The sequence below is a fragment of the Caulobacter sp. S45 genome, assembly GCF_903642205.1.
Taxonomy (GTDB): Bacteria; Pseudomonadota; Alphaproteobacteria; order Caulobacterales; family Caulobacteraceae; genus CAHJWH01.
In genome coordinates this window covers 1-12,536 of the sequence record NZ_CAHJWH010000094.1, presented here as the reverse complement: position 1 = coordinate 12,536, position 12,536 = coordinate 1, and the positions used below count along the sequence as shown (strand labels likewise).

8 protein-coding genes are annotated in these 12,536 nt (G+C 69.6%); 6 read left to right on the top strand and 2 right to left on the bottom strand.

The genetic code is table 11. From position 1 onward, the window contains the following. On the top strand, window positions 1-1,197 hold a 1,197-nt coding region (locus HUV06_RS16300), incomplete at its 5' end, for a glycine--tRNA ligase subunit beta (RefSeq protein ID WP_174301179.1). Between the two features lie 153 nt (window positions 1,198-1,350). Next, a complete protein-coding gene (ppdK, locus tag HUV06_RS10260) occupies window positions 1,351-4,053 on the top strand; it encodes a pyruvate, phosphate dikinase (protein WP_174301178.1) in 2,703 nt (900 codons plus the stop codon). Window positions 4,054-4,095: 42 nt separating this feature from the next. On the opposite strand, the gene HUV06_RS10255 is transcribed toward ppdK, so the two are convergent. Next, window positions 4,096-5,406 carry a multidrug effflux MFS transporter gene (locus tag HUV06_RS10255; protein WP_174301177.1) on the bottom strand — a complete coding sequence of 437 codons (1,311 nt, stop codon included), beginning with the start codon at window positions 5,404-5,406 and terminating at the stop codon, window positions 4,096-4,098. 247 nt (window positions 5,407-5,653) lie between these two features. Between HUV06_RS10255 and HUV06_RS10250 the strand changes: the two genes are divergently transcribed. The 3 genes from HUV06_RS10250 (at window position 5,654) to HUV06_RS10240 (ending at window position 8,306) form a co-directional block, all read left to right on the top strand. Further along, window positions 5,654-6,445 (top strand): Coq4 family protein, encoded by a 792-nt coding sequence (locus HUV06_RS10250; protein WP_174301176.1) that lies wholly within the window; start codon window positions 5,654-5,656, stop codon window positions 6,443-6,445. A 69-nt stretch (window positions 6,446-6,514) separates the two neighbouring features. Continuing rightward, window positions 6,515-6,991: a hypothetical protein gene (locus tag HUV06_RS10245; protein WP_217433772.1), complete on the top strand. Its 477-nt coding sequence runs from the start codon at window positions 6,515-6,517 to the stop codon at window positions 6,989-6,991. Window positions 6,992-7,055: 64 nt separating this feature from the next. After that, a complete protein-coding gene (locus HUV06_RS10240) occupies window positions 7,056-8,306 on the top strand; it encodes a cytochrome P450 (RefSeq protein ID WP_174301175.1) in 1,251 nt (416 codons plus the stop codon). A gap of 163 nt (window positions 8,307-8,469) precedes the next feature. On the opposite strand, the gene HUV06_RS10235 is transcribed toward HUV06_RS10240, so the two are convergent. Beyond that, window positions 8,470-9,495, bottom strand: a complete 1,026-nt coding sequence (locus HUV06_RS10235; RefSeq protein WP_174301174.1) for an acetamidase/formamidase family protein — start codon at window positions 9,493-9,495, stop codon at window positions 8,470-8,472. Between the two features lie 221 nt (window positions 9,496-9,716). Between HUV06_RS10235 and HUV06_RS10230 the strand changes: the two genes are divergently transcribed. Further along, window positions 9,717-12,143: a hypothetical protein gene (locus tag HUV06_RS10230; protein ID WP_174301173.1), complete on the top strand. Its 2,427-nt coding sequence runs from the start codon at window positions 9,717-9,719 to the stop codon at window positions 12,141-12,143. Window positions 12,144-12,536 lie beyond the last annotated feature (393 nt).

Below are 12,536 nucleotides of genomic sequence, written 5' to 3'. Positions count from 1 at the left end.
TACTACGTCCGCGCCCATGCGGGTGATGCGCTGCCGCTGAGCGCCGAGCCGGACGGCAACGAAGACCCTCTCGCCACGGTGGAGCAGATGGTGGGGGCGGCGCTGGCCCCCTCCGTCGGCTTCGCCGACAGCTCCCCCAAGGGGGGAGCATCTGACACAGCGCTCGCCGCTTCTGATCCTCCCCCTCTGGGAGAGGGGGACCACGCGCAGCGTGGTGGAGGGGGCCCGCTCTCCGGCCTCACGCCCGCCGAGATCGAGGTCGTCGCCGATGCGGTGCGCGACCACTACAAGCCGCTGGGGCCCTCGGACAGCGTACCGACCGCGCCGGTGACGGTGGCGGTGGCGCTCGCCGACAAGCTCGACACCCTGGTCGGCTTCTTCGCCATCGACGAGCGGCCGACGGGGAGCAAGGACCCGTATGCCCTGCGGCGGGCCGCGTTGGGGGTGATCAGGCTGGTGCTTGAGAGCGGATGCCGACTGGCGTTAACCTCGACGGCAGAAGACGCATACTTCCGATACGCTAAGCAGCTCACGGCTAAGCGTACTGGTGAGATAGCTCATCTTAAGTGGGCTGCTGAGGATCGCTTTGATATCAGAATGCCTCCAGCGCACGACGAACTAAACATCGCTGAAGGCGAGGATTTTGAACTGCAGATTCGAGAGCGTTCTCTTGCTCTTACTGCCTTCTTTGCCGACCGGCTAAAGGGCCTCTTCCGAGAGGAAGGCAAGCGGCACGACCTTGTTGATGCTGTCTTCGCGCTTGGAGACGATGACTTAGTGCGGATGGTACGTACGGTGGAGGCGCTCTCCGCCTTCCTGGCCACCGAGGACGGGGCGAGCCTCTTGGCCGGCTACAAGCGCGCCGCCAACATCCTGCGCGCCGAGGCGAAGAAGACGCCCGACGAGGACCACCAGCTGAACGAGAGCCTGGGCCTGCTGGCGGAGGCCGAGGAGCAGGCGCTGTCGGCGGCGCTGCGCACTGTCCAGGGCGAGGTGGACCGGGCGCTGGAGGCGGAGGACTTCGAAGCGGCCATGCGTCATCTGGCGCATCTGCGGGCGCCGGTGGATAGCTTTTTCGACAAGGTGCTGGTGAACGCGCCCGATCCCGCCCTGCGGTTGAACCGGCTTCGCCTGCTCAGCGGCGTGCGCGATACAGCGAACCGGGTCGCCGACTTCTCGCTGGTGGGGGGCGGATAATCTCTGTCATCCTGGAAAGCGGCGCAGCCGCTTGTCCGGGACCCAGGGCGAGCGGCGCGCCGGCGGCCCTGGGTCCCGGCTCTCCGCTTCGCTACGGCCGGGATGACAGTGTAAAGGTGGGCCGGCAGGCCCATGAATTTGGAGACGTAGCGGATGGCCGACGGTTTCAACGAGGTTCCCGAGGCGGCGTCGACCACGCGCTGGGTCTATTCCTTTGGCGGGGGCGCGGCCGATGGCGACGCGAAGATGAAGAACCTGCTGGGCGGCAAGGGCGCCAACCTGGCGGAGATGAGCTCGCTCGGCCTCCCCGTGCCGCCGGGCCTGACCATCACCACCGAGGCCTGCGTCCACTACTACGCCGAGGGCAAGTCCTACCCCGCCGGCCTGCAGGAGCAGGTGGACGCGGCTTTGTCCAAGGTGGAGACGCAGGCTGGCAAGCGGTTCGGCGAGGCGGCCAACCCGCTGCTGGTGTCGGTGCGCTCGGGCGCGCGGGCGTCGATGCCCGGCATGATGGACACGGTGCTGAACCTGGGGCTGAACGACGAGACGGTGGAGGGGCTGGCCACGCTGTCCGGCGACCGGCGGTTCGCCTTCGACAGCTACCGGCGCTTCATCCAGATGTACTCCAACGTGGTGCTGGGGCTGGAGCACAGCCTGTTCGAGGAGATCCTGGACGACCACAAGGAGCGGCTGGAGGTGTCGGTGGACACCGCCCTCACCGCCGCCGACTGGGAGAAGGTGGTCGCCGACTACAAGGCCGCAGTGACGCGCGAGCTGGGCGCAGACTTCCCGCAGGCCCCGCGCGACCAGCTCTGGGGCGCCATCGGCGCCGTGTTCGCCAGCTGGATGAACGACCGGGCCAAGTTCTACAGGCGGATGCACGACATCCCCGAGAGCTGGGGCACCGCCGTCAACGTCCAGTCCATGGTGTTCGGCAACATGGGCGACACTTCGGCCACCGGCGTCGCTTTCACCCGCAACCCGTCCACGGGCGAGGCCAGGCTCTACGGCGAGTTCCTGATCAACGCGCAAGGGGAGGACGTGGTCGCCGGCATCCGCACGCCCCAGGCGCTCACCCGCGCCGCCCGCGAGGAGATGGGCGAGTCCGCGCCTTCGATGGAGGAGGCGATGCCGGAGGTGTTCGCCCAGTTCAAGTCGGTGGTGGAGCGGCTGGAGCATCACTACCGCGACATGCAGGACATCGAGTTCACCGTGGAGCAGGGCGTGCTCTACATGCTCCAGACCCGCAACGGGAAGCGCACCGCCAAGGCGGCGCTGAAGGTCGCGGTGGACCAGGTGGCCGAGGGGCTGATCTCCAGGGAGGAGGCGATCTCGCGGGTCGAACCCTCCTCACTGGACCAGCTGCTGCATCCGGCCATCGATCCCGGCGCCATCCGCGACGTGATAGCAAGCGGGCTGCCGGCCTCGCCGGGCGCGGCGACCGGCGAGATCGTCTTCGCCGCCGACGAGGCCGAGCGGCTGGCCGAACTCGGCCGGGCGGTGATCCTGGTGCGCGAGGAGACCTCGCCGGAGGACATCCACGGCATGCATGCGGCGCGCGGCGTGGTCACCTGCCGCGGCGGCATGACCAGCCACGCCGCGGTGGTGGCCCGGGGCATGGGGCGCCCTTGCGTCTCCGGCGCCGGTGAGATCGACATCGACGAGAAGGCCGGCGTGCTGCGCGCCCGGGGCCGAAGCTTCTCTGCGGGGGAGGTCATCACCATCGACGGCGCCAAGGGCGAGGTGCTCTTCGGCGCGGTGAAGATGATCGAGCCGGAGCTGTCGGGCGACTTCTCCCAGCTGATGGAGTGGGCGGACGGCGTGCGGCGGCTGAAGGTCCGCGCCAACGCCGAGACGCCGCTGGACGCCCGCACGGCGCGCGGCTTCGGCGCGGAGGGGATCGGGCTTTGCCGCACCGAGCACATGTTCTTCGACGAGGACCGGATCGCCGCGGTGCGCGAGATGATCCTGGCCGACGACGAGGCGGGGCGGCGCGCCGCTCTGGCCAAGATCATTCCGTTCCAGAGGAAGGACTTCGAGGAACTGTTCGAGATCATGGCCGGCCTGCCCGTCACCATCCGCCTGCTCGACCCGCCGCTGCACGAGTTCCTGCCCCACACCGACGCGGAGATCGAGGAGCTGGCGGCCAGTGCGGGGCTCGACGCCGCCAAGCTGAAGCGGCGCGCCGGCGAGCTGGCGGAGACCAACCCCATGCTCGGCTGGCGCGGCTGCCGGCTCGGCATCGCCTTCCCGGAAATCTACGAGATGCAGGTGCGTGCCATCTTCGAGGCCGCCTGCACCGTCGCCGCCAAGGGGGAGGCGCCGATCGTGGAGGTGATGCACCCGCTGGTGGCCAAGAAGGAGGAGATCGCCTTCCTGAGGAAGCTCACCGACGATACCGCCTCCGCGGTGCTGAAGGAGCGAGGCGTGAGCCTCGACTACAAGGTGGGCGTGATGATCGAGCTGCCGCGGGCGGCTCTGCGGGCCGACCAGATCGCCGAGCACGCGGAGTTCTTCAGCTTCGGCACCAACGACCTGACCCAGACCACCTTCGGCATCAGCCGCGACGACAGCGGCAAGTTCCTGGACGCCTACCTGAAGAAGGGGATCATCGAGAAGGACCCCTTCGTGTCGCTGGACCAGGAGGGCGTGGGCGAGCTGGTGCGGCTGGGCGCGGAGCGGGGTCGCGCCACCCGTCCTGACGTGAAGCTCGGCATCTGCGGCGAGCACGGGGGCGACCCGGCGTCCATCGCCTTCTGCGAGGCCGTAGGCCTGGACTACGTGTCCTGCTCGCCCTACCGCGTGCCGATCGCCCGGCTGGCGGCGGCCCAGGCGGCGCTGGAGAAGAAGGGCTGATCAGGGTGTGCGTCCTTCGGGACGCGGGCCATTTGCCGCTCCTCAGGATGACGAAGGTATGTGGTCTGCATCAGCAGTCCTCGTGCTGAGGATGAGCACCCGGTAGCTGGCCAGGGACAGGACCAGGGTGGCGATGATCACGCACGCCATGGCCACGGAGGCTCGCCCCGGTATCAGGCTCGTGGCGACCCCCGACAGGCTGCCGACGCCGAAGAAAACCGTGCCGATGAGGGCGGCGGTGGCGCCCGCCCGTCGCCGGTCCACCGCCATGGCTGCGGCGGTGGTGTTGGGCTGGCTGAAGCCCAGGCCGGAGATCACCACGAACAAGGGCGCCAGCACGCCCCACATGCCGCCCCATCCCGTCCAGGCGCAGGTCGCCAGCACGGTCGCCGCGGCCAGCGCCGCCAGCAGCGCCGCCTGGACCAGGGTGTCGGCGGGGATACGCCGGGCCAGCCGGGCGTTCACCTGGCCTGCGCCGATCAGGCCTATCGCATTGGCGCCGAACACCCAGCCGAAGCGTGCCGGCGCGATGTGGAACTCGCCGATCACCATGCGCGGAGCCGAGGTAATGTAGCTGAACAGCGCCGCCCCCGCCAGGCCGCCTGTCAGCAGGTAGCCGATCAGAAGAGGCTGTCGCAGCAGGGCGAGATAGCTCGCCGCCGCATTCTCCGCGCGGGCCTGCAGCCGGGTCGCCTCCGACCGGCTTTCCGGCAGAAGGAAGCAGGCGGCCGTCCCGGCCGCCAACCCGAACAGCGCCTGCACCCCGAAGATCCAGCGCCAGTCCGCCACTCCCAGCACCCATCCGCCCACGAGGGGGGCCAGGACCGGCGCGACGCCGAACACCAGGCTGAGCAGGGAAAGGACGTGCAGGACCTCGTGGTCGTCGTAGCGGTCGCGCACGACCGCCCGCGCCACCACCGATCCCGCGCAGGCCGCCAGCGCCTGCAGGAGGCGGGCGCCGACCAGCAGGCCGACATGGGTGGAGATGGCGCAGAGCCCGCTGGCCAGGCAGTACAGCCCTGCGCCGCCCAGGATCGGCAGGCGTCGGCCGAACCGGTCCGACAGCGGCCCCACTACCAGCTGTCCCACCGCCAGCCCGAGCAGGAAGACCGAGACCGTCGACTGCGCCTCGGCGGTCGAGGCGTGCAGCGCCCGGGCCATGCCGGGAAGCGCCGGCAGGTACATGTCAAGCGACACCGAGCCGAACATGCTGAGGCAGGCCAGCAGGATCACTTCGCTCCAGGGCGCATGCGCCTTTCCCGCCAGCGGCGGGCCGCCGGCCGGCAGGGGCGCGGGCGGCGTAAGGCCGTCCAACACGGGTGACGAGGTCAGCGCCGCGTCGGGGGCGGCCATGTCCGACTCCGAGGAAGGCATGGACGCCTTCTAGTCCGTCGGCCCGGCCTTGCCCATCCAGGACGGGGTCGCCCTGCATCGGTCCTGCCGGCCCGTCCCGTGCGCAAGGGTCTTGAACCCCTCGACGTATTGCCCGTTCAGCCTATCGTCAGCGGCCGTTTGCACGACTATGTTGACCGGTCCGGCAGGGCGCGAACCCCGCGCCGCCTGTCGCCCAACAGGGGAACGCGTCTACGCGTTAAGAGCCATGAGCGAGCTGACCGCGACCTCCGCCTTCACGCCTTCCACCGCCGTCCATCCCGCGCCGATCTACAAGCCGCCGAGCACCCGGCTCGACTTCCCGCGCGCGATCCGGGCGTTCCGCAGCCTGCTCCGCGACAAGGAGGACACCGCCCAGGTGTTCGAGATCATGCGGGCGCTGAACGGGCGCTCCACCATGATGGGCTACCAGCGCCTGCTCCGATCCGCCGCCGGCGGCCGCATCGCCTATGAGCGCGAGGAGCTGATCGGCCATCTCGACGACGACGACGCGATGCGCGCCTATCCGCCAGGATCGGTGGGCGGCGAATACTTCGCCTGGCGGATGGCGGAGAACCTCTCCGCCGAAGGCCTGGCGCAGGAGAGCCGCAAGGGGCTCGACCTCTCCAAGCTGGAGATGAACCACCCCTATGCCTGGTTCGGCCGGCGCGTGCGCGATGTGCATGACCTCTGGCATATCCTGAGCGGCTACGGCCGAGACAGCCTGGGCGAGTCCTGCCTGGTGGCCTTCTCCTACGCCCAGACGCGGGGGCTCGGCTGGGCCTTGATCGCCGTAGGCGCGGCGCTGAACGCCCGCAGGCTCGGCGGCGGGGCTGAGTTCTCGGCGGCCATCTGGGAGGGTTTCCAGCGCGGCCGCAAAGCCAAGTGGCTGCTGGCCGAGGACTACCGCACCATCCTGGCGGAGCCGGTCGCGTCGGCCCGGGCGCGGCTTGGGATCACGCCTCCCGCCAAGTACGACGCCATCGCGCCCGATCGGCGCGGCGTCGACGGGCGGGCCTGAGGCCCGGGACCGGAGGAGACGTCGCTGGCGGTCTGGTTCACCAGCGACACCCACTTCGCCGACCACCGGGTGCTGAACCTCTATCCCCGCCCGTTCGGGTCGTTGGCGGAGATGGATGCCGCTCTGGTCTCCCGTTGGAACGAGGTGGTCGGGGTCGAGGACGAAGTCTGGCATCTCGGCGACTTCGCCCGCACCGCCAAGGCGGCGGCCGAGCTGCTGCCCCGGTTGAACGGGCGCAAGCATCTGATCCTCGGCAACAACGACCCGGAGGCTGTCGGGCGACTCGGCTGGTCGTCGGCAGCTCCCTACGCGGAGATCATCGCGGAGGGCGTTCCCCTCGTGCTGTGCCACTACCCGTTCCGAAGCTGGAACGGCATGCACCGGGGCGCGGTGAACCTGCACGGCCACAGCCACGGACGGCTTAAGCCGCTGAAGCGCCAGTTCGACGTGGGCGTGGACGCCCGCGACTATCGGCCGGTCGGCCTGGGCGCCATGCTGATCCTCCGCAAAAGCCCGCGACAAGACCCCGCCGCCACGCTAGGTTGACGCTTAGGGCAAGCAAGCGTCCCGACCGCGCCGTCACGGGACCGAGACCCTTCGGGAGGGCATCATGGCCGACGGAACCTACGACTTCGGCGCCGCCAAGGTTCCCGACCCCTATTCGCTGCCCCTCGACCTGCTGGACCCGGCCCGGCCGGAAGCCTTCGAACAGGGCGTGGAGCTCGGCTACTTCGAGCGGCTGCGCAAGGAAGACCCTGTCCACTATACGGCGGAGCACAAGTTCGGCCCCTACTGGTCGGTGACCAAATACAACGACATCATGGCCGTGGACACCAACCACGAGACCTTCTCGTCGGAGCCGGGCATCACCATCGCCGAGGCCCAGGACGACTTCCCACTGCCCATGTTCATCGCCATGGACCCGCCCAAGCACGACGCCCAGCGCAAGGTGGTCAGTCCCATCGTCGCCGGCCCGAACCTGTCCGCCATGGAGCCCCTGATCCGTGAGCGCGCCGGCCAGATCCTGGACGCCCTGCCCGTGGGCGAAGAGATCGACTGGGTGGACAAGGTCTCCATCGAGCTGACCAGCATGACGTTGGCCAACCTGTTCGACTTCCCCCAGGAGGACCGCCGCAAGCTGACCCGCTGGTCAGACGTCGCCACCGCCACGCCCGAAAGCGGGCTTGTGGAGAGCGAGGAGCAGCGCCGAGCCGAGCTGATGCAGTGCGTCGGCTACTTCATGCAGCTCTGGAACGACCGGGTGAACGCCCCGCCCATGCCCGACCTGATCTCCATGCTGGCGCACGGCGAGTCCACGCGCAACATGGACCAGATGGAGTATCTGGGAAACCTGCTGCTGCTGATCGTGGGCGGCAACGACACCACCCGCAACTCCATCACCGGCAGTGTGCTGGCGCTGAACCAAAACCTGGACCAGTACGAGGCGCTGAAGGCCGACCGCTCGATGATCCCCAACATGGTCTCCGAGACGCTGCGCTGGCAGACGCCGCTGGCCCACATGCGCCGCCTCGCCAAGCACGACACCGAGATCGGCGGCAAGACCATCCGCGCCGGCGAGAAGGTCGTGATGTGGTACGTCTCGGGCAACCGCGACGAAGAGGTGATCGAGCGGCCCAACGACTTCTGGATCGGGCGCCCCCGGGTGCGCCAGCACCTGTCGTTCGGGTTCGGCATCCACCGCTGCGTCGGCAACCGCCTAGGCGAGCTGCAGCTGAAGATCATCTGGGAGGAAATCCTCAAGCGCTTCAGCCACATCGAGGTGGTGGGCGAGCCCACCCGCGTCTTCTCCACCTTCGTGCGCGGCTACAAGACCCTGCCGGTCAAGCTGCACGCACTGTGATCTTCTTATCTCCCCCTGCAAAGCGGGGGGAGGGGACCAGGCGAAGCCTAGTGAGGGGGGCTCGCTGGCCGCCACGGCGGATGCCGCGGCGCCCAGGAAGCCCCCGCCGTCACGCCGCTTCGCGTCGCGCCACCTCCCCCGCTACGCAGGGAAGGAGAATATTCTACCGCCCGAACACCGCCTTGGGCATCTCCACATGGACGCCCTTGTTGCGATCGACCAGTTCGGTGATCTCCACATCGCCCGCGACGCTGACCAGCATGTAGGCGTCGTCGCGGGTCATGTGCTTCTCGGCCACCAGGAAGTCGATCATGTTGAGGATCGCCTTGCGCGCGGCCCGGCTCAGGTCGTCGTCGAAGCCCATGGAGATGTAGGCCGTCGGCGTCTCGGCGCGGGGATAGTCGAGCTTTGAGCCCTTGTGCAGGACGAACTGCAGGGTCCCCACCAGCGAGGTCTCCATGGCGGTGATGTCCACCTCGCCATTACCCTGGCCGGCGTGGCCGTCGCCCACCTCGAACAGGGCGCCGGACGCGTGGACCGGAAGGTAGAGGATCGTGCCCGCCACCAGCGCCTTGTCGTCCATGTTGCCGCCGATGATGGTGGGCGGCGCGCTGTCATAGCGGCCGAAGGCCAGGGGCGGGGCGACGCCCATGCTGCCGAAGAAGGGGTGCAGCGCGATGTCCACCCCTGGGCCGAAATGGGCGAGCATCCTGTCCTTGTCGAGCGGGATGATCTTCATCCGCGAATAGGGGAAGTCGTCGGTCAGGAAGCCCGCCCCGTAGCGGAAGCCGTTGTAGGCGTAGGGAATGGCCAGATCGACCTTGAGGATGCGCACCTCCAGGGTGTCGCCGGGCTCGGCGCCCTCGATGGCCACCGGGCCCGTGAGGATGTGGCCACCCGGGCCGCGGTCGTGCACCTGGTCGAAGACGGTGCGCAGGCTCTGCTCCACCGCGGCGGGGGCGACGCCGGCCTTCTCCAGCGCGCTGGGGCTTGAGGTCAGCAGGGTGTGGAACACCACCGTGTCGCCGGAGCGGATGTGCAGCACGGGCTTGGCGGCGGCGTCGTAGTTCCCCCATGCCACCGTGGAGGGGGTCGCCTGCAGCTCGTAGGTCTGGGCCGCCCAGGCCGTCGGCGCCTGGGCGGCGAGGGCGAACAGGGCGCCCAGGAGGGCGAAACCGGGTGGGCGCATGTCGGACTCCTGGGCGGCGTGACCGCACCATAGCTTCCGGCGATCCGCAATCCAGCCGTCTCAGCCGGCGGCCCAGCCGTGTGACCACCGGCTAAGCATGTTGTCGCCACAGAGTGGGCGTAGGCACCGCGGTGAGTGGCCTCCACCGCCGCGTCGGAGCGAAGAGTCGTCATGATCCGTTGTAACTTCGGGCAGGACGCCGGTACGCGGGCGAGGACGAGATGATCAGTCGCCTTCTATCCGCTGCTCTCTGCGCGTGGCTGCTGGCGTCCGGTTCGGCGCGCGCCGCCGACACGGCGCCTTTCGACCTGGCCGGCCCCGCGCTGAAGGTCACCATCGCCCACGCCGGCGCGACCCTGCCGATTTCCGAGGTGCCCAACCTCAGCCCCGGCGACGTGGTGACCATCAAGGCCGACCTGCCGCCCAGCCAGTCCGTCCACTACCTGCTGGTCTCGGCCTTCCTCCGCGGCGCCACCAACCCGCCGCCGGAGGCGTGGTTCTCCAGGGCCGAGACCTGGACCCGCAAGGGCAGTGACGGGCTGAGGCTGGTCACGCCGCCCGATGCGGAGCAGCTGGTCGTCTTCCTGGCCCCACAGACCGGCGGCGACTTCAAGACCTTGATGGGCGCGGTGCAGGGACGGCCAGGGGCCTTCGTGCGCGCGTCGCAGGACCTGAACCAGGCCTCGCTCGACCGCTCCCGGCTGGACGCCTTCCTGGCGGCGGTGCGTTCCACCGACCCCACCGACCCGGACCGGCTGAAGACGGTCTCGCCGCTCCTGGCGCGCAGCCTGACCATGAAGCTGAACACCGACTGCTTCCAGAAGATGGCGGAGCTGCAGGCCGCCTGCCTGACCGAGGGCCAGGACACCCTGGTGCTCGCCGACGGCCACAGCACCTCGATCGCGGAGGCGCTGACCTCCGGCGCTCCGGCCGACCTCGCCCTGCAGCTCACCGCCTCGCCTGTGGCCAACTTCGGCTATTCCAGCGCCTATGTGGCCGCGGCCTTTGACGTCGTGCGCATCCTGCAGTCGTTCCGCACGGCGCAGTACCAGTACATCCCGGCCATCGCGACGGCCAAGGACGACCGCCTGTCGCTGGTGCTGAACGCGGCGCCCTCGTTCCACAACCCGCAGTCCGTGCTGGTGGCGGCCCTGCCGGCGATCGCGGCGCCCCAGTCGCCGCCTCTGCGGCCCGTCGATCCCAAGGCGGTGTTCTGCGCCGAGCGCACCGACCTGCTGCTGCCCGTCGAGGGCGCGCCGCTCGCCTACTCCACCCACTACGCCCACGACATGGTGGTGCGGGTGCACGGCAAGGACGGAAAGATCTTCGACCTGCCGGTCAGGGCGGATGCCGAGAAGGGCGGCTTCATCGTCGACACCAGCGGCGTCGATCCGGCCGATCTCGGCGACGCGGTGGACGGGTCGTTGCACGGCTACTGGGGCTTCGAGGCCTTCGACGGGCCTGCCTTCCACCTGCAGACCGCGCGCGCCGCGCCCTGGCGGCTGGCGCCTGACGACGTGCAGGCCCTGGTGGTCGGCCGGGACGACACGGTGCACCTGCAGGGGCAGGCCGCCTCCTGCGTGGAGAGCGTGGTGCTGCAGCAGCCCTCGGGCGTGACCCAGCCGGTGGAGTGGAAGCCAGACGGCGCGCAGCAGGTCGCCGCCGTGGCGCCGCTAGGCTCCGCTCAGCCCGGACCGATGAGCCTGCTGGTGCGGCAGTACGGCATGAAGGAGGCCGACAGCGTTTCGCTGCAGGCCTACGCGGAGGCGGGCCGGCTCGACAGCTTCGCCCTCCACGCCGGCGACCACGCCGGGGTGCTGAAGGGCAGCCGCCTGGACGAGGTCGCCGGTCTGGCCCTGGGCGGGGTCGACTTCACGCCGGGTGACCTGACCTCCAGCGGCGGCGGCGACTTGTTGTCGCTGACCGCGTCCGAGGGCGGCGAACTCGACAAGCTGAAGCCCGGCCAGACGCTCGCGGCCAAGGTGATCCTGAAGGACGGGCGCACGGTCGCCCTGAAGACTGCAGTCGGCAAGGCGCGTCCCCAGGTCATGCTGATCGGCAAGAGCGCCCAGACCGGCGGGTCCGCCGGCTTCGCTGCGATCCGGCTCGGGGATGCCGATGAACTTCCCCGCGGCGCCCACCTCACCTTCTCGGTGCGGGCGGAGGCGCCGACGCGGCTCGACGGGCACGAGTCGATCGAGGTGGCCGGGCCGGACGGCGGGGTGATCGCCACCCTGACGCCCTCGAACGGCCTGATCCAGGAGGACCCCCAGGTGCTGCTGGCGTCGCTCGACACCGGCCGCGCCTTCGGGGCCTCCACCTTCGGACCGCTGCAGTTCCGGCTGGTGCAGGATGGCGCGGCCAGCGACTGGCAGCCGCTGGGCGCCCTGGTGCGCCTGCCGAGCCTGCACCAGCTCAAGTGCCATGAGGGCGCCGGTGGCGTCTGCGAGCTGAGCGGGGACGACCTGTTCCTGCTGGACGCCGTCTCCAGCGACCCGGGCTTCGACCACGTCGCCCGGGTGCCCGAGGGCTTCCCCGGCCACGTCCTGTCCGTGCCCCATGCGGCCGCGGGCCACCTGCTCTACATCCGGCTGCACGACGATCCCAAGGTGGTCAGCCAAGCCGTGTTCACGCCGGGGCGGGGTTAGGCTTGCCGCTTCAACGGGTAGGATCCGCTCGGGCGGAAACCTACTCCAGGCGGCGATCCACGCGCTCGATGGCGGCGGAGAGCACGTCGCGCACGTTCACCATCGGCCACCGCCACCACCTCCGTCGCCAGGATGATCATCGTCAGGGGCGCTCTCAGCGACTGCGCATAGGCCCCGAAGACGGCGAACAACCTGTCGCCCAGCGCAAGAAGGATCAGGTCCTGCACGTCAGCCCTCTTGTAGAGGGGCGAGACCCACAGCGGAGGTGCGTGAAGACGGCCGTGGTTGCGGGGCCGCCGCACCGGTTCAGCCAACCTGAGGCGTTTGCGGACGTGACGGCCAGACCGTCGGCCTCAGCCGTCCTTGCGGTTCCACCAGCCGCCGCCGAGCGCC

What these genes read in the sequence shown, in the direction of transcription:
- HUV06_RS10235 (WP_174301174.1), bottom strand. Translation starts at nt 9,495, where the DNA reads ATGCGCCCACCCGGTTTCGCCCTCCTGGGCGCCCTGTTCGCCCTCGCC.
- ppdK (WP_174301178.1), top strand. Translation starts at nt 1,351, where the DNA reads ATGGCCGACGGTTTCAACGAGGTTCCCGAGGCGGCGTCGACCACGCGC.
- HUV06_RS10240 (WP_174301175.1), top strand. Translation starts at nt 7,056, where the DNA reads ATGGCCGACGGAACCTACGACTTCGGCGCCGCCAAGGTTCCCGACCCC.
- HUV06_RS10230 (WP_174301173.1), top strand. Translation starts at nt 9,717, where the DNA reads ATGATCAGTCGCCTTCTATCCGCTGCTCTCTGCGCGTGGCTGCTGGCG.
- HUV06_RS10255 (WP_174301177.1), bottom strand. Translation starts at nt 5,406, where the DNA reads ATGGCCGCCCCCGACGCGGCGCTGACCTCGTCACCCGTGTTGGACGGC.
- HUV06_RS10250 (WP_174301176.1), top strand. Translation starts at nt 5,654, where the DNA reads ATGAGCGAGCTGACCGCGACCTCCGCCTTCACGCCTTCCACCGCCGTC.